Annotated in this window: 15 protein-coding genes; 3 read left to right on the top strand and 12 right to left on the bottom strand. The window is 72.8% G+C overall.

Annotated elements, in window-relative coordinates:
* Window positions 1-155: 155 nt before the first annotated feature.
* From AB0I88_RS22935 to AB0I88_RS22895, 9 genes are all read right to left on the bottom strand, one after another.
* On the bottom strand, window positions 156-1,673 hold the full coding sequence (locus AB0I88_RS22935) for a lipid II flippase MurJ (protein ID WP_361027905.1): 1,518 nt from the start codon (window positions 1,671-1,673) through the stop codon (window positions 156-158).
* A 203-nt stretch (window positions 1,674-1,876) separates the two neighbouring features.
* The gene (locus AB0I88_RS22930) at window positions 1,877-2,707 is read right to left on the bottom strand and encodes a hypothetical protein (protein WP_361027902.1); all 831 of its coding nucleotides are present in this window, start codon (window positions 2,705-2,707) and stop codon (window positions 1,877-1,879) included.
* Between the two features lie 136 nt (window positions 2,708-2,843).
* Entirely contained in the window at window positions 2,844-3,803 is a 960-nt protein-coding gene (locus tag AB0I88_RS22925) for a copper transporter (protein ID WP_361027899.1), read from the bottom strand.
* Window positions 3,787-4,980: a putative cytokinetic ring protein SteA gene (gene steA, locus AB0I88_RS22920; RefSeq protein ID WP_361028100.1), complete on the bottom strand. Its 1,194-nt coding sequence runs from the start codon at window positions 4,978-4,980 to the stop codon at window positions 3,787-3,789. Before steA ends, AB0I88_RS22925 begins: the two co-directional genes overlap by 17 nt.
* A gap of 85 nt (window positions 4,981-5,065) precedes the next feature.
* Window positions 5,066-6,823 (bottom strand): DNA repair protein RecN, encoded by a 1,758-nt coding sequence (gene recN / locus AB0I88_RS22915; protein ID WP_361027896.1) that lies wholly within the window; start codon window positions 6,821-6,823, stop codon window positions 5,066-5,068.
* Between the two features lie 52 nt (window positions 6,824-6,875).
* Window positions 6,876-7,763: an NAD kinase gene (locus AB0I88_RS22910; protein ID WP_361027893.1), complete on the bottom strand. Its 888-nt coding sequence runs from the start codon at window positions 7,761-7,763 to the stop codon at window positions 6,876-6,878.
* Complete coding sequence (locus AB0I88_RS22905; RefSeq protein ID WP_361027891.1) at window positions 7,760-8,683, bottom strand: TlyA family RNA methyltransferase; 924 nt, start codon at window positions 8,681-8,683, stop codon at window positions 7,760-7,762. Before AB0I88_RS22905 ends, AB0I88_RS22910 begins: the two co-directional genes overlap by 4 nt.
* Before the next feature lie 72 nt (window positions 8,684-8,755).
* Complete coding sequence (locus AB0I88_RS22900; RefSeq protein ID WP_361027888.1) at window positions 8,756-9,034, bottom strand: hypothetical protein; 279 nt, start codon at window positions 9,032-9,034, stop codon at window positions 8,756-8,758.
* Between the two features lie 4 nt (window positions 9,035-9,038).
* Window positions 9,039-9,947 carry a hypothetical protein gene (locus AB0I88_RS22895; RefSeq protein ID WP_361027885.1) on the bottom strand — a complete coding sequence of 303 codons (909 nt, stop codon included), beginning with the start codon at window positions 9,945-9,947 and terminating at the stop codon, window positions 9,039-9,041.
* Window positions 9,948-10,055: 108 nt separating this feature from the next.
* On the opposite strand from AB0I88_RS22895, the gene AB0I88_RS22890 reads away from it, so the two are divergent.
* A complete protein-coding gene (locus AB0I88_RS22890) occupies window positions 10,056-10,379 on the top strand; it encodes a sterol-binding protein (protein ID WP_361027882.1) in 324 nt (107 codons plus the stop codon).
* Between the two features lie 58 nt (window positions 10,380-10,437).
* On the opposite strand, the gene AB0I88_RS22885 is transcribed toward AB0I88_RS22890, so the two are convergent.
* A complete protein-coding gene (locus AB0I88_RS22885; RefSeq protein ID WP_361027879.1) occupies window positions 10,438-11,721 on the bottom strand; it encodes a methyl-accepting chemotaxis protein in 1,284 nt (427 codons plus the stop codon).
* Between the two features lie 146 nt (window positions 11,722-11,867).
* On the opposite strand from AB0I88_RS22885, the gene AB0I88_RS22880 reads away from it, so the two are divergent.
* Window positions 11,868-12,128 (top strand): hypothetical protein, encoded by a 261-nt coding sequence (locus AB0I88_RS22880; protein WP_361027876.1) that lies wholly within the window; start codon window positions 11,868-11,870, stop codon window positions 12,126-12,128.
* A gap of 490 nt (window positions 12,129-12,618) precedes the next feature.
* On the opposite strand, the gene AB0I88_RS22875 is transcribed toward AB0I88_RS22880, so the two are convergent.
* Window positions 12,619-13,635, bottom strand: coding sequence for an HAD-IIA family hydrolase (locus AB0I88_RS22875; protein WP_361027873.1), 1,017 nt, complete (start codon window positions 13,633-13,635; stop codon window positions 12,619-12,621).
* The gene (locus AB0I88_RS22870; protein WP_361027870.1) at window positions 13,632-14,792 is read right to left on the bottom strand and encodes a Replicase polyprotein 1ab; all 1,161 of its coding nucleotides are present in this window, start codon (window positions 14,790-14,792) and stop codon (window positions 13,632-13,634) included. Before AB0I88_RS22870 ends, AB0I88_RS22875 begins: the two co-directional genes overlap by 4 nt.
* On the opposite strand from AB0I88_RS22870, the gene AB0I88_RS22865 reads away from it, so the two are divergent.
* Window positions 14,685-16,780: hypothetical protein (locus AB0I88_RS22865; RefSeq protein ID WP_361027867.1), on the top strand; the 2,096-nt coding region annotated here is incomplete at its 3' end. The two genes, AB0I88_RS22870 and AB0I88_RS22865, sit on opposite strands and share 108 nt — an antisense overlap.

Raw genomic sequence — 16,780 nt, 5'->3', positions numbered from 1 at the left:
TCCGCTCCTCGCGATCGCTTCGGCGCGGGTCCCGGCGCCGGCTTCGGACGGGCCCGGAGCGCCCGGGACGAGCACCCGTCTCGCGCTCCCGGCCGGGACGAACACACCCGCGCCCCACCCGGCGCGCCGCAGCGGGTGCGCCTCAAGACCGTCACCTATCCGCGCAAGCGCCGCCCCAGCGCGGCCACCGGCGGCCCGACGTCCCGCCGGTCCAGCACGAACACCAGCCCGGCGAAGACGCCCGCCACCGTCACACCGCCCAGCATGCCCGCAACCAGGCTGCCGAACACGCCCGGGGTGGGCCAGAACGCCGCTTCCAGGGCCCGGACCACACCCCAGCCGGCGAGACCGGCGAACGCAGCCGCGACCACCGAGGCGGTGGCCGCCCGCCCGAGACCGGCGAGCGCGGCCGGGCCGGCGTGCCGCCGCACCGCCAGGACCAGCAGCAAACCGGTCACCGACATGCCGATGGCGTTGGCCAGCCCGAGACCGAACACCTCGCGGCCCCCGTCGGCGGCCGTTGTGGCGACGATCACCGCCACTCCGGCGGTGAGCCACCCCACCGCTGAGGCGACCGCGGCCGCCACGGTGGCGCCACGCGCGTACAGGGCCCGGGACAGCAGCGCGAACATCGCGTAGCCCAGCAGGCCCGGCGCGAAGCCGACCACACCGGGAACCGCGTCCGGGACCTCCATGAGCCGGGTCATCGGGATCGCGAGCCCGGCCAGCCCGGCCATGCCCAGTCCGGCCAGCAGCGCCACCGACCGGGCCGTTCCGGCGAGCGCGGACGCGTACCCCGTCTCGTCGTTGTTTGAAGCCGCCGCCGACAGTCGCGGATAGACCGCGGTGGCGAGGGGCACCGCGAGCACCGCCCACGGCAGCAGGAAGAGCGTCTGCGCGCCGCTGTAGGGCGCCATCTGCCGCGCCGCGAACACCACGATCAGCGCGGCCACCACCTGCTGCGCGCCGACCGTGACCGCACCGGCCCAGCCCAGCCGGACCGCCTGCCGCCCCTCGCCGCCGGGGAACCGGAACGACGGCCGCAGCCGCAACCGCAGCCGCGACACCGGAATCAGCAGGCAGAGGCTGAGCGCCACGACACCGAGGGTGGTGCCCACCGACAGGGTGAGCTCACCGGCCCGGCTCAGCCCCGTGAAGTCCGAGCCCGCGCCGTCGATCCCGGCATAGGTGAGATAGGCGGTCATCACCAACACACTGGACAGCAGCGGCGCGATCACCGGCCACGCGAACCGGTGATGCGCCTGCAGCACGCCGGTCAGCACGATCCCGACACCGTAGAGCGGCAACTGCGGCGCGAAGACCCGCAACATCCGCGCGGCGACCTCCTGATGTTCCGCCGCGACGTCGAACAGCCCGGTGATCGATCCCGAGATCAGAAACACCAGGACCGCCAGGGGTACGGTCACCGCCAGCACCCACGTGAGCAGCGCGGACGCCACCCGGTCGACGCGTGCCCGGTCCCCGGCCGCGACCGCCCCGGCGAGCAGCGGCACCACGAGACTGGCCAGTGCGCCGCCGGCGGCCAGTTCGAAGACGATGTTCGGCACCAGGTTCGTGGCGAGGTAGACGTCGGCCAGGCTGTCGTCGCCGACGGTGTAGAAGAACACCGTGGTCCGCCCGAACCCGGCGAGCCGCGCCAGGATCGTGAGCACCGAGATCAGCGCGGCGGCGCCGGCGAGCTTGGCGCCCGTACCCCGAGGTTTCGGTGGTGTGCCCGAAGCGGAAGTGGCAGGTGAGGAGCGGGAATCGCCGGGCCGGGGCGCATCCGAGCTGGAAGCGCCGCCGGGCGCGGAGGGCGCGGCCGGGCCGGAGAGATCGCCCGGTGGGAGGGCCGCGCCCGTGTCGGAGGAGTTCGTCACGCCGGTGGCCGGCGGCCGAACTCGTCGAGGGTCCGCAGCCACGGCGTGTCCTGGATGACCTTGGTGAAGCTGACCTTCTCGCTGGCCGCGGTCAGCGCCGCCAGCACTGTCAGCGCGGCGGCACGCCCGGCCGTCCCGCTGCGGGTGACCAGGGCGACCCCGAGGAGCGCGCCGAGCGCGTTGGCGCCGGCGTCACCGAGCATGATCTCCTCGTTGAGGTCGGCGGGCAGCAGTGCGGCCCCGGCGCCGAGCGTCCCGGCGGCCATCGGCGCGTTGCGGCCGACGGCGAGCGGCGCCCCGACGATCAGCCCGGCCTTGATCGCCCGGCCGGGGCGCAGATCCAGCAGGTTCAGCAGGTTGGCGGTCCCGGCGATGACCCCGGCGCCGAGCAGCACGTCGAGCCCGCGGCCGGCCCGGGTCCGGCGCCCGCTGCCGATCAGCGCGGACGCGGCGAGCCCGGCCGCGCCGACTCCCGCGATCTTGACGAGCCCGCTGGTGACCCGCCCCTCGCGCAGCGCGCCGAGATGTCCGGCGAAGCCTTTGGCCGCCTTCTGTTCCGGCCGGTTGCCGACGATGTCGTCGTAGAAGCCGACCGCACCGCTGACCGCTCCGGCGGTGACCGCCGCCGCGGCGAGCCGCCCGGTCGGGGCCCCGGAGGCCGCACCGACCGTGGCGCCGACCGCGAGGGCCGGCCCGCCGGCGAGTGTCACGGTCCGCCCGTGGAAGTTGGTCCGGCGCAGCTCGCCCGCTTTCGGGTCGTGCCGCACCCAGCCGAGCGCGGCCCGCGCGACCAGGGCGCCGATGCCGAAGGAGCGGAGGTAGGCCATGGCCGCAGAGTCTAGCCCGTGGCCCGAAAGGAGAGCCGGAGCGAGGCGGGGTCCCGGTGGGGCTGACGGCAGGCGCCGCCCGGGCCACGCCGCGGCCCGGCCAGCCCTTGGCGAGACTCGGGCCACCCGGGGCGGGTCAGGGCGCGGCCGACGGCACGATGGAGGTGGCGCCGGCGCCCAGACCGTACTGTCCGATCTTGTTCTGCACCACCCGTTCGGCCGTGACCAGCGCGGTGGCGACCTGCCCCTGCACGGTGACCACGTTGTCCACCGTGGAGATGTCCTGCACCAGGGTCGGGTCGCTGCGGATGCTGGAGACCAGGTTTCCCTCGCCGGAGCTGTCGCCGGCGACCACGAGCGGCCGGTTCCTGTGGAACTGGTTGGCCATCGTGACGGCGGCCTTGCTCTTCTTGTCGGCCTCCTTGTCGGTGGCCGGCGCCCCGGCGACGAGCACGATCGCCTCGGCGCCGCCGGTCGCGCCGTCCTCGGCGGTGAGATAGCCGGGCTGGGCGAAGGCGGCCAGCACCGCGGTCACGTCGTCGGCGCTGGGCTGGGTGGTGCCGCTGCTCTGCTGGAGGGCGAGCGCCAGCAGGGCGCTGGCGGTCTCGACGCCGTCGCTGTTGAGCGGCAGCCCGGCCGCCGAGAAGCTCGGCTGCGCCGACTGGTCGGCCAACTGGAGCAGCTCGGTGGCGAAGTTCGAGTCGAAGAACTTGTCCTCGACCTGAAGCCGGGCGGTGATCGTGGCGCCGGCCACGGTCAGCATCTCGGCGACGCCGTCGGCCTGCTCGTCCGCGCCGGGCAGCGCCACGACCGCGATCTTGCGGGCGGCGAGCTTGCCGCCCAGCAGCATGGGCGCGATCTCCTTGGCGAAGTCCTGGTTGCGGTTGACCTCTTCGTTGAGCTTGTTGACCTGCTCCCGGCGGACGTTGTTGTCCTTGTTCAGCTGTGCCAGGTTGTCCCGCAGGTTCTCGGAGACCGGGCCGTTGAGCGCCGCGGTGCCCACCACCAGGCCGATCGCCAGCGCGAGGAAGACCGCGGTGAGCGACACCACGTGGTACCGGAAGTTGATCACGACGCCCTCAGAAAAGATTGCCAAGCTGGAAGACGAAATTGTCCCACCACTCGGACACCACGGTGAGATACGCCTTCCCCACCGTGGAGACCGCCACGGCCGACGCCATCGCGGCGATCGCGGACAGCACCAGCAGCAGCACCGCCGACCCGGAGACGGTCTGCCGGTAGAGCCGGCTCACGCCCTTCGCGTCGACCAGCTTGCCGCCGACCTTGAGCCGGGTGAGGAAGGTGGAGGCCATGCCGCCGCGGCCCTTGTCCAGGAACTCGACGAGGTTGGCGTGCGTGCCGACGGCCACGATCAGGGACGCGCCCTTCTCGTCGGCGAGCAGCATCGCCAGGTCCTCGCTGGTGGCGGCGGCCGGGAAGGTCAGCCCGTCGACGCCCAGATTCTGCACACGCTGCAGGCCGGGAGCACGCCCGTCCGGATACGCGTGGACGACCACCTCGGCGCCGCAGCGCAGCACGTCGTCGGTGACAGAGTCCATGTCCCCGATGATCAGGTCGGGGGTGTAGCCGTTCTCCACCAGCGCGTCGGCGCCACCGTCGACGCCGATCAGGACCGGCTTGTACTCCCGGATGTACGGCCGGAGAACCTCCAGGTCCTCCTTGTAGTCGTAGCCCCGGACCACGATCAGCACGTGCCGCCCGGCGATGCGGGTCTGCACCTCCGGCACACCGACACCGTCTAGCAGCAGGTCCCGCTCCTGCTTCAGGTAATCCATGGTGTTCGCGGCGAACGCCTCGAGCTGCACCGACAGGCCCTCGCGGGCGTCGGCCATCGACTTGGCCACACTCTCCGCGTCCTGCCGGACCCCGGAGGCGACCGGCTCGCCGTCGAGCAGCACGGCGCCGCCCTCGATGCTGACGACCTGACCCTCCCGAAGGCCGGCGAAGACGTCCTCACCCAGGTCGTCGACGAGGATCACGCCGCCCTGGATCAGCACCTCGGGGCCGAGGTTCGGGTACCGCCCGGAGATCGACGGCTTGGCGTTGAGCACCGCCATCACCCCGGAGGCGACCAGCGAGTCGGCCGCGACCCGGTCCAGGTCGAGGTGATCGATCACGGCGATCTCACCGGGCCGCAGCCGGCCGGTCAGGCGCTTGGTCCGCCGGTCCAGCCGGGCCACGCCGGAGACCGGACCGGGCTCGGCGCCCTTGGTCCGGCGGAGGGTGGGAATGGGAAGTCGCATCCCGGCCATCCTGACATGCCGTCGCACCCACTTTCCCCGCGACATGCGCCAGCTCACTATCGAGGCTTGATCGAGGCGGCCGCGTCCGGCCCGCTCAAGCGCGTTTCTCCCGCGCCGCCACGGAGAGCAACTCCTCGGCGTGCGCTATACCCAGGTCGGAGTCGGGCAAACCTGCCAGCATGCGGGACAACTCGCGGGCTCGTTCGGTCTCCTCCACGATGCGCACACCACTGGTGGTGATCGCCCCACCGGTGTCCTTCGCCACCACGAGATGGCGATCGGCGAATGCCGCGACCTGCGGCAGATGCGTCACGACCAACACCTGATGGGTACGCGCGAGGCGTGCCAGCCGTTTGCCGATCTCCACCGCGGCCGTCCCGCCGACACCCGAGTCCACCTCGTCGAACACCAGGGTGGGCGGCCCACCGGCGCCGGCGAACACCACCTCGATGGCCAGCATCACCCGGGACAGCTCACCGCCGGAGGCGCCCTTCTGCAGCGGCAGCGCGGGCGCGCCCGGATGGGCGAGCAGCCGCAGCTCCACCTCGTCGGCGCCGTCCGCCCCGGCGGCCACGGTCCGGCCGTCGACCGTCACGGCCGGCTCGTCGCGTGACGGCGCCCGGGTGAGCACCGCCACCTCGACCCGGGCGTGCGGCATGGCCAGCCCGGCCAGCTCGACGCTGACCGCCTCGGAGAACCGGCCGGCCGCCTCCCGCCGGGCCGCCGTGAGCCGCCCGGCCAGCTCGGCGACGGCCCCCTCGAGCCGCTGCCGCTCCCGGTCCAGCTCCTCCAGCAGCTCGTCGGAGTTGTCCAGCTCGCCCAGCTTGGTGCGGGCCATCTCCGCCCAGGCGATCACACCGTCGATGTCGTCCGCGTATTTCCGGGTCAACCCCCGCAGCGCGGCCCGCCGCTCGTAGATGGCCTCCAACCGGGCCGGGTCGGCGTCGAGCGAGCCCAGATAGGCCGACAGCTCCGAGGAGACGTCACCGACCAGGGTCGCCGCCTCCTCGATCCGGGCGGCCAGGTCACCGAGCGACGCGTCGACCGCCGACTGGCCCTCCAGGGTGCGCCGGGCCAGCCCGAGCAGCTGGGTGGCATCCGGTGTGTCGTCGGCCGCCTCCACCCCGCCGGCCAGCGCCTGCGCCGCCAGGCTGGCCGCGACCCGCAGCCCCTCGGCGTGCTCCAGCCGCTGCACCTCGGCACGCAGATCCTCGTCCTCACCGGGCTGCGGGCCGACCCGGGTGATCTCGTCGAGGCCCAGCTTGAGCAGGTCGGCCTCCTGCGAACGCTGCCGGGCGTTGCGACGGCGGTCGGTCAGGTCCTCGACCACCGCGCGCCAGCGGCCGAACGCCTCCCGATAGGACTCCAGCAGCTTCTCGTGCTCCGGGCCGGCGAACCTGTCCAGCGCGGACCGCTGCTCCGACGGGCGCAGCAGGCGCAGCTGGTCGGACTGGCCGTGCACCGCCAGCACCTGCTCGCCGAGCTCGCTCAGCGTCGCCACCGGCATGCTCCGGCCGCCGACGTGCGCCCGGGACCGGCCCTCCGCCGTGACCGTGCGGCTGAGCAGGACCGAGCCGTCGTCGTCGGCCTCGCCACCGGCGTCGGTGATCCGGGTGCGCACGGCGTCGCCGAGTGTCCCGCCGACCTTCAGCCGGCCCTCCACCACGGCCCGGCCCGGATCGGCCCGGACCCGCCCGGCGTCGGCCCGGCCCCCGAACAGCAGTCCGAGACCGGTCACCACCATCGTCTTACCGGCGCCGGTCTCCCCGGTGATCACATTCATACCCGACGAGAGGCGCAGCGTCGTGTCGTCGATGACGCCGAGCCCGGTGATGCGCAGTTCCTCCAGCACAGGCGAACAGTATCGGGAGCCACCGACAAAAGCCCACCTCGGGGGTTTCTGATCAGCGTCGATTGCCCCGCCAGCCGACCACCGGCAGCCCGAACTTCGCCACCAGCGTGTCGGTGAACGGCCGCGGCGCCAGGCGGACCAGGCGTACCGGCAGCCGGCCGCGCTCCACCGTCACCGTCGACCCCGGAGGCAGGTCCCAGGTGCGGCGTCCGTCACAGCACATCACCGCGAAAGACGTGTACGGGTCCACCGTCAACACGAACGTCGAGGTGGGCGCCGTCACGATCGGCTTGCTGAACAGCGCGTGCGCGCTGATCGGCACGAGCAGCAGCGCCTCCACCTCGGGCCACACCACCGGTCCCCCGGCCGAGAACGCGTACGCCGTCGACCCGGTCGGCGTGGCACACACCACACCGTCGCAGCCGTACCGGGACAGCGGCCGCCCGTCCACGTCCACGAGCAGCTCGAGCATCTGCGCCCGCTGCCCCTTCTCCACGGTCACCTCGTTGAGCGCCCACGACTCGGCGATCAGCCGTCCGTCGTACTCCGCCCGCACGTCCAGGGTGAGCCGCTCGTCCACCGCGTACTCACCGGCCACCACCTCGGCCACCGCATGATCGATGTGATCGATCTCGGCCTCCGCCAGGAAGCCCACCTTGCCCAGGTTGATGCCGAGCAGCGGCGTCTTCGACGGGCGGGCCAGCTCGGCCGCCCGCAGAAACGTGCCGTCACCACCCAGCGCCATCACGATCTCCACGCCGTCGGCCGCCTCCGGGCCGTCGACCGGCTTGACCGCCTCCGGCAGCTCCAGATCGGCGACCTCCTCAGCGATCACCCGCACCTCGAAACCGGCCGCGATCAGATCCAGCGCCACCGCCCGGGCGTGCTGGGTGCTCTGTCTACGCCCGGTGTGCGTGACCAGCAGGGCCGAGCGCGTCATTCTTCCTCCAAGAGAGCTTCCCCGGGGGCTTCCTCGCCCACCGGCTCGCCGCCTGCCGCCTTCTCCCCCGCCGGGCCGGCCTCGTCCACCGGCTCGCCGCCTGCCGCCTTCTCCCCCGCCGGGCCGGCCTCGACCACGGCCGCCACCCTGTCCGGGTCGGCCGCCGGCGCGTCCCGCCGGAACCACACGAAGAACTCCACATTGCCGCTCGGCCCGGGCAGCGGGCTGGCGGTCACGTCCGCCACCCCCAGGCCCAGCTCGGCGGCGGCCGCGGCCACGTCCATCACGGCCTCGGCGCGTAGCCGCCAGTCACGGACCACCCCGCCCGAGCCGACCCGTTCCTTACCGACCTCGAACTGCGGTTTCACCATCAGCGCCAGGTCGCCGTCCGGGGCGGTGCACCCGGCCAGCGCGGGCAGCACCAGCCGCAACGAGATGAACGACAGATCCGCCACGGTCAGGTCGACCGGGCCGCCGATCGAGTCGGGTGTGATCGATCGCACATTCGTACGCTCGTGCACCACCACCCGCTCATCGGTACGGATCGGCCAGGCCAGCTGCCCGTACCCGACGTCGACCGCCACCACCTGCCGGGCCCCGGCGCGCAGCAGGACATCGGTGAACCCGCCGGTCGAGGCGCCCGCGTCCAGACAGCGCCGACCCGTCACGGCCAGCCCTCCGGGACCGAACGCCGCCAGGGCGCCGGCCAGCTTGTGGCCGCCACGGGACACGTACTCGTCCTTCGGGTCCTCCCCGGTGACCACGATCGGGTCGGCCGGGTCGACCATGGCCGCCACCTTCGACGCGACGGTGCCGCGCACCCGCACACGACCGGCCGCGACGAGCGCGGCGGCCTGCTCCCGGGAGCGGGCGAGCTTACGACGGACGATCTCGGCGTCGAGACGCGCGCGGCGGGCCATCAGAATCCTTCATCGGTACGGGCGGTTCGTTACGGCCTGCACAACCTACTCGCCGCCGGTCATACGGCGGCCTCAGCGGTCGATGCCGGCCAGCGTCTCCTGAAGCACCTGGTACGCGGCCTCGTACTCGGCGATCTGCTCGCCCGGCGCCAGCCGCGCCGCGTTGGCCAGCGACCGCAGCACCGCGTCGACCGCCGGATGACCGGTGTCCTCCCCACTTCCGGCACCCGGATACCCGGTGCCGGAGCCGGAGCCGGAGCCGGGGTGGCCGCCCGCGGGCGGACCCGGCCGGAACCCGCCCGGCGGCGGCCCCGGGCGCGGTCCGGGCCGCGCGGAACTGGGGTACGTCACGGCCTCACGCCTCCGTGGTTCCGGTTTGGCCGACGTTCTCCGTCGCCGGCGTCGACTGGGTCGGCACCTGCGCCCGGCGCGGCGCCCGCTTACGCGGCGCGGGCGCGGGCGGCACCTCGGTCGCCGCCGCGGCCTCGGTCACGGCACTGACCGGCGCCGCCACGGTCCCAGCCCTCCGGACCGGAGCCCGCTCGGCGGCGGCCTTCTTGGCCGGCGCACGCTCGGCGACCGCCTTCTTCGCCGGCGCCCGCTCGGCGGCCGCCTTCTTGGCCGGCGCACGCTCGGCGACCGATGTTGCCGGAGTCTCCGATGGAACCGCCGCGGGAGTCTCCGCGACCTCAGCCGCGGGCCCGGAAGCGGCCTTCCGAGGCGTTCGCTTGGCGGGTACCCGCTTGACCGGCGCGGCCTTGACCGGCGTGGTGTCCGCTTCCGGCTCACTCGTCGGCGCCGCGTTCCCCGGCACCGCGGCAGGCACGGTCCCCGCCGCCGGCATCGCGTTCGGCTTGGCCTTGACCGCCTTCTTCGCCACCGTCTTCCTGGCCGGAGCGGAAGGAGCCGGCGCCGGCTTGTCCAGCCGCGTCCCGCCGACGGCCTCCGCCGAGCCGGAGCGGGCCTGCGCCTCGCGCAGCTGCCGCTCCAGGTCGTGGACCCGGGTGGTCAGTTCGGACACCTCGTCGACGGTGGCCAGTCCCACTCGCCCGAGCGCCCGGTCCACCTCGTACCGCACGATGTTGGTCAGCGCCTCCCGGTTCGCGATCCCCGCCGACAGCAGGTCCTCCACCAGGCCCTGCACCTGCGCCGCCGTGGCCCCGCCCCGGTTGAGCAGCTCCCCGGCGACCTGCTGCGCCTTCTTCCGGGGGGCTTCCGTCAAACCGAGTGCGAGGTCCAGATATGCCCGCCATGCGTCCGGCATGTCCCGCCTCCTCTCGCCGCGTCGGATGCCACGCTACCGGGCACCTCCAGGAAACCACTGAGGTACCGTGCTGGTGTCGTATGGCTGGTGTCACCGGAGAGGATGCTGATGGCCACCGTGGACGAGTGCCGGCAGGCACTGCACGATCTTGCCGCCCGGCTCGCCGCGAACGCCGAAGCCCAGGGGAAACTCGATCTCAACCGCACCCTCGCCTGCCGGTTGACCGACCTCGGCACGGCGTTCCACGGCCGCCTCGTGGATGGCCGGCTGGTCGACATCGCCGACGGTGACGACCCGAAAGCCAAGATCGCCCTGGTCATCACGAGCGACGATCTGATCGCGCTGGTCAACGGCAGGCTGGAGCTGCCCCGGGTGATCTCCTCCGTCCGGGCCAACCCGTTCGACCTGCTCAAGCTCCGCAAACTCCTCTGAAAACGCCACACCGACCGTGCCCCGGGATACGGGCGCGGCCGGTGCCGAGGTTCAAAGGTCAGCGCTCGGCTGTCGCGGAGAGGGTTTGCAGACCCGCCAGCACCTGGTCGGCGGCCGCGGTCGCGGTGGACAGCTGGGTGGTCACCTCGGCGAGGACGGCGGCCTGCTCCTCCACCGAGGAGGCGATGTTCAGCTGGAGTTCGTGGATATCGTCGACGGCGCCGGTCGTGGACGCGAAGGTGTGCGCCACGTCCCCGGTCTCCGCCACGATCGTGGTGATCACCTGGTTGACCCGTTCCACCGACGTGGCCGTCTCCCGGGCCAGGTCCTTGACCTCACCGGCCACGACAGCGAACCCTTTGCCCAGCTCACCTGCGCGGGCCGCCTCGATGGTGGCGTTGAGCGCGAGCAGGTTCGTCTGCTCGGCCAGGGACGCGATGATCGCGTTCACGTCGGCGATCTCACCGACCGACCGTTCCAGCTGTCGTACCTTCGCGCCGGCCGACGCGGCCGCGTCCTTGCCGGTGGACGCGGTCCCGGCGGCCCGCGCGGATCGTTCGGCGATGTCCCGCACCGATGCGGTCAGGGCCGCGAGCTCCCGGTCGACGGCGGCGACGGCCGAGATCGCGGCGTGCGCCTCGGCACTGATGCCGGCCACCTCGACGGCGATCCGGCGGGCTTTTTCCGCCGATTCCTCGGATCGGTGGCGCAGTTCGTCGGCGGCCCGTTCCCGGTTCTCCCGCTCGGCCCGTTCCACCTCGCGCCGTGCCTCCTCGGCATTCCGGGCGAGTATCTCGTTCTCCCGTTCCGCCTGCTCGGCGAAGTGCCAGAAGACGACGATGCCGACCACTTCGAGAGTGACGAAACCGGCGTGCAGGGCGACCATGCCGAGGGCGGCGACAACACCCATGTGGTGCTCGCCGAACACCCGTTCCGGTGACACCAGTCCGAGCACCCCGTGGTGGAGCACGACCACGACGATCGCCGACACGAGCGGCGCCCACTGCTGGTAGAGGGCCACGAAGATCAGCACCGCGTACAGGTGGATGTGGGTGGACATGTGTCCACCGGTCAGTTCGATCGCCACGAACGTGCACGCGATCAAACCGACGCTGATGTGCGAGGACTGCGCCTTGGCCGACCCGGCGAGCGGCGCCAGCCCGGCCCACACCCCGACGCCGGCGGCGAGCAGCACGGTCTCCCACAGCGGCCGCGGCCCGAGCAGGCCGACCACCAGGAACACCGGCACGTGAAGCCAGAGCAACCGGCTGACGATCCGGTGCCGGGCCCGCCAGGACACCTCGGAGAGACGCGCGCCGTGCGGCAGGGTAAACGAGCTCACACCCCAATGATCCTCCGGAAAAGGGGGCTCTTGACCCAGAGCGGCAAATGCCGGAAGACCGTCGGTTTCCCGCATGAACAGTGCGACGATGAAACCAAGGGAATTGAACGGCCGGCGTCCGGCCGGCCCCGCCTCTGGGAGCGATCATGCGACCTGCCCGCCCCAGCCTCCCGCGCATCGGCCTTCACGAGCGCGCCGAGCAACTGGCTGTACCTTCGTTCGACTGGATGAGCGCCCCGGTGGTGGCCGTCGTCGACGGCTTCCTGAGGATCGATCCGGACGCGCCCCCACCCCCGCGCCGCGGCTACCGTCCCGTCTCGAGCGCCCGCTCGGCGGATTTCCACCCCGACGACGCCGCCCACGACGCTTCCCGCCTGCTGGCCGGCCTCACCCGCATACACCCATAAACCCCATTTCCGGTACGCCTACCCGCCCCCGATCCGGCCGACGGCGACCATCTGCAACACAAGGCGGCGACGCCCGCGCCGGGCTGATCCGGTGGTCCGGCCGACACGTCCCCGAACGCGATCGTGGGCCTCCCGAAACCGGGAGACCCACGATGAGAAACCGTCCGGGCAACAGGCCGCATCCGGTGGGTCATCCAAGGCTGCATCGCGGCCCCAGACGGCACCCGCCCACACCCGGCAACCCACACTCCCCAACCGGCCAGGAGCTCCCGCACCTCGGACGAGAGCGGCTCGATGGCCGACCGGCCCTACGCCGTCCACGTCACAGAACAGGCGCAGCCCGCCCACCAGCCGAACGACTCAGCCGGCTACCCACACTCCCCAACCGGCCAGGAGCTCCCGCACCTCGGACGAGAGCGGCTCGATCGCCGACCGGCCCTACGCCGTCCACGTCACAGAACAGGCGCAGCCCGCCCACCAGCCGAACGACTCAGCCGACTGCCCACACTCCCCAACCGGCCAGGAGCTCCCGCGCCTCGGACGAGAGCGGCTCGATCCCCGACGGGTCGACGCCATCCCACGTCACACCACAGAGCAGGCGCAGCGCGTCCACCGGATCGCCGGAGCCGTCCAAGGTCGCGTGATCGCCGTCCCTGGTGACCCGCCAGCCGCCGGCCGTGTCGCCCGGCGCGGGCACACGAGCGCCGTCGGCCGGGCGGAACAGACCGGACAGGTCGGCCGCGACGTAGGTCGGCCGGCGGTCGCCGGGTGCGGCCAGCAGGTCGGCCGGACCGCTCACACCGGTGAGCACCAGCAGGCTGTCCATACCCGCGCCGACCGCGCCCTGAATGTCGGTGTCCAGCCGGTCACCGACCGACAGCGGTCGCCGCGCCCCGGCGAGACTCGCCGCTGTCGTGAACAGGCCCGGCTGCGGCTTGCCGACCACCACGTCCGGATCCCGGTCGAGCGCGGTCCGCAGCACCGCGACCAGCGAGCCGTTGCCCGGCAGCGGACCGCGAGGGCTGGGCAGGGTGCGGTCGGTGTTGGTGGCGTACCAGGCGGCCCCGGCACGAACCGCGAGCGCCGCCTCCGCCAGGATCTTCCAGCCGACCTCGGGCCCGTACCCCTGAAGAACCGCGACCGGCTCGTCCTCGGCCGAACCGACCGGTTCGAGGCCCGCGTCGCGGACCTCGGCGCGCAGCGCCTCCGCACCCACCACCAGCACTTTCGCACGGTGCGGCAGGCGCTCGGCGAGCAGCGCCGCCGAGGCGCCGGCCGAGGTGAGGACCTCGGCCGGCTCCGCGCTCACACCCATGCCGGTCAGCAGCGCCGCCACATCGGCGGCACGCCGCGAGGCGTTGTTCGTCGCGTACGCGATCGGTGTCGAATCGGCACGCAGCCGCTCGACCGCCTCGGCGGCTCCCGGGATCGGCTTGTCGATCAGGTAGACGACCCCGTCCAGGTCGAAGATGACCAGGTCGTAGCCGCCGGCGAGGTGATCGCTCATGCCTGCGGCTTGTCCTCGTCGCCGGCCTGCCCGACGTACTCGTCCGCCTGTGCCTTCTCGTCGTGGTCGCCCGCGGTGCCGGTCTCGGCCGTCTCCGGCTTCTCCGTCTCCGGGGCGTCCTTCTCGGTCTTGAGTGCGTCGGTGTTCACGTCCGTCTCCACGACGGCCACCGGCTCGTCCTCGTCGAGGTCCTCGTCCAGGTCCTCGTCGTCGAGGTCACCGTCCTCGATGTCGCCGGACACGATGTCGCCGTCCTCGAGAACGTCGTCCTCGAGGTCGTCCTCCTCGTCGTCCTGGTCGGCGAGGTCGTCGTCGTTCTCCTCGAGGGCGCCGTCCTGATCTGCGAGATCATCGTCCTCGAGGTCGGCGTCCCGGTCGGTGCGGTCGTCCTCGTCGGCCGAGTCCGCCCGGTCCGAAGCCGGCGCGTCCGCGGCGGCCCGCTCACCGTCCTCGCCGTCCAGCTCCTCGTCCTGGTCGTCGTCGCCCTCGATGGTGACACCGTCCAGCTCGAGCAGCCGCTCGGCCGCGTCGGTGACCTGCTCCTCGTCGACTGCGGCGGCCCGGGCGAACCACTCCCGCGCCTCTTCCCGGCGACCCGCCGCCAGCAGGGCGTCGGCGTAGGCGTACCGCAGCCGCGCCGCCCACTCGGCGTCGTCGTCCGCGGTCAGTTCCTTGGTCTGGAGCATCGCCACGGCAGCGTCGTGCTGTCCCAGGTCACCCCGGGCGCCCGCGGCCACGATGAGCAGCTCGATCGCCCCGGCCTTCTCCAGGTTCGCGGAGTCCGCGCCCCGGAACAGGTCGATCGCACGCTCGGGACGGCCCAGCGCCCGCTCGCAGTCGGCCAGCTCGGCCAGGTGGGTCTGCCGCCCGGTCATCCGGTGATAGGTCCGCAGCTCGGCGATCGCGGTCGTCCAGTCACCCGCCGCGTACGCCGCGAGGCCGACCGCCTCCCGCACCACCGCGATCCGCGAGGCCAGCCGCCGCGCCGCGATCGCGTGCTGGAGCGCCAGCTCGGAGTCCTCGTCGATGATCTGCCCGGCCGCCACCAGGTGCCGCGCGACCTTGTCGGCGATGTCCCGGGCCAGGCTCAGCAGCTCCGCCCGAACCTCCTGGTCGAGGTCGGTCGCAGTGATCTCCTCGGGGATCTCCGGCGCCACGAACGCCGGCTGTCCGCCGGTCTCGCCGTCGGCCTGGTAGCCACCGCGGTCCCGGTCACCACCGCGGAACCCACCCCGGTCGCCGCCACCCTGGTAGCCACCACGGTCCCGGTCACCACCGCGGAACCCACCCCGGTCGCCGCCACCCTGGTAACCACCACGGTCCCGGTCACCACCGCGGAATCCACCCCGGTCGTCACCGCGCGAGCCGCCACCCTGGTAACCCGGCCGGTCCCCGAAGGAGCGGTCGCGGTCGCCACGGAAGCCACCGCCCTGCGGGCGGTCACCCCCACGGAACCCGCCACGGTCGCCGCCCCGGTCCCGGTCGCCCCGGAATCCACCCGAGCCGCCCTGGAAACTTTCCCGGGCCCCGCCACGGTCGCCACCACCCTGGTAACCAGGCCGGTCACCGCTCGGACGCCCACCCTGGTAGCCCGGCCGGTCACCGCTCGGACGCCCACCCTGGTAGCCCGGCCGGTCGCCACTCGGACGCCCACCCTGGTAGCCACCACGGTCACGGTCACCACCACGGAAACCACCGCGATCGCCACCACCCTGGTAACCAGGCCGGTCACCGCTCGGACGCCCACGGTCGTCGCCGCGGAACCCGCCACGATCACCACCACCCTGGTAACCGGGCCGGTCGCCACTCGGACGCCCACCCTGGTAGCCCGGCCGGTCACCGCTCGGACGCCCACCCTGGTAGCCACCACGGTCACGGTCACCACCACGGAAACCACCGCGATCGCCGCCACCCTGGTAACCAGGCCGGTCGCCACTCGGACGCCCACCCTGGTAGCCACCACGGTCACGGTCACCACCACGGAAACCACCGCGATCACCGCCACCCTGGTAACCAGGCCGGTCACCACTCGGACGCCCACCCTGGTAGCCACCACGGTCACGGTCGCCACCACCCTGGTAGCCGGGCCGGTCGCCGCTCGGACGCCCACCCTGGTAGCCACCACGGTCACGGTCACCACCACGGAAACCACCGCGATCACCGCCACCCTGGTAACCGGGCCGGTCACCGCTCGGACGGCCACCCTGGTAACCACCACGGTCACGGTCGCCACCACCCTGGTAACCGGGCCGGTCGCCGCCACGGAAACCACCGCGATCGCCACCACCCTGGTAACCAGGCCGGTCACCACTCGGACGCCCGCCACGGTCGCCGCCGGCGCCGCCGCGGTCATCCCGGCGGAACCCACCACGGTCGCCACCACCCTGGTAACCGGGCCGGTCGCCGCCACGGAAACCACCGCGATCGCCACCACCCTGGTAACCGGGCCGGTCACCGCCACGGAAGCCGCCACGGTCGCCGCCACCCTGGTAGCCGCCGCGCTCTACGCCACGGTCTCCCCCACGGAAGCCGCCACGGTCGCCGCCGCGGTCATCCCGGCGGAACCCACCACGGTCGCCACCACCCTGGTAACCAGGCCGGTCGCCACCACGGAAACCACCGCGATCACCACCACCCTGGTAACCAGGCCGGTCACCACTCGGACGCCCGCCACGGTCGCCGCCACCCTGATAGCCACCACGGTCACCGCCACGGAAGCCGCCGCGGTCGCCACCGCCTTGATAGCCACCACGGTCACCGCCACGGAAGCCGCCGCGGTCGCCACCGCCTTGATAGCCGCCACGGGAACCGCTGCGGTCACCGCCGCCTTGATAGCCGCTCCGGTCACCGCGGCGACCGTCGCCATCTCCGTCACGGCCCCGGCCGGGCCGACGGTCGTCGTCGCGGTTGCTGGAGCCGCCGTCCTGCGGTCCTGTACTCACGGATCATTCCTTCCAGTACGGCGGCGGGCTACTGAGGCCCGGGTGGCCCTGCTCCGACACACGCTGTTCTCGATACACAAAGTTACTAGGGGATCTGCCCATAAACGCAGTCGAGGGCCGACCCCAAGTGGGGCGGCCCTCGACCGATCACGTTGCTGCGGCGCCCCCGTGTTAGAGGCCGTCGGCCAGGACAACAAACTGCT

The organism is Actinoplanes sp. NPDC049802, assembly GCF_040656595.1.
Classification (GTDB): domain Bacteria; phylum Actinomycetota; class Actinomycetes; order Mycobacteriales; family Micromonosporaceae; genus Actinoplanes.
The sequence above is the reverse complement of the archived record's forward strand: the minus strand, read 5'-3'. Positions and strand labels throughout refer to the sequence as shown.

What these genes read in the sequence shown, in the direction of transcription:
- AB0I88_RS22930 (WP_361027902.1), bottom strand. Translation starts at nt 2,707, where the DNA reads ATGGCCTACCTCCGCTCCTTCGGCATCGGCGCCCTGGTCGCGCGGGCC.
- steA (WP_361028100.1), bottom strand. Translation starts at nt 4,980, where the DNA reads ATGGCCGGGATGCGACTTCCCATTCCCACCCTCCGCCGGACCAAGGGC.
- AB0I88_RS22910 (WP_361027893.1), bottom strand. Translation starts at nt 7,763, where the DNA reads ATGACGCGCTCGGCCCTGCTGGTCACGCACACCGGGCGTAGACAGAGC.
- AB0I88_RS22905 (WP_361027891.1), bottom strand. Translation starts at nt 8,683, where the DNA reads ATGGCCCGCCGCGCGCGTCTCGACGCCGAGATCGTCCGTCGTAAGCTC.
- AB0I88_RS22895 (WP_361027885.1), bottom strand. Translation starts at nt 9,947, where the DNA reads ATGCCGGACGCATGGCGGGCATATCTGGACCTCGCACTCGGTTTGACG.
- AB0I88_RS22890 (WP_361027882.1), top strand. Translation starts at nt 10,056, where the DNA reads ATGGCCACCGTGGACGAGTGCCGGCAGGCACTGCACGATCTTGCCGCC.
- AB0I88_RS22880 (WP_361027876.1), top strand. Translation starts at nt 11,868, where the DNA reads ATGCGACCTGCCCGCCCCAGCCTCCCGCGCATCGGCCTTCACGAGCGC.
- AB0I88_RS22875 (WP_361027873.1), bottom strand. Translation starts at nt 13,635, where the DNA reads ATGAGCGATCACCTCGCCGGCGGCTACGACCTGGTCATCTTCGACCTG.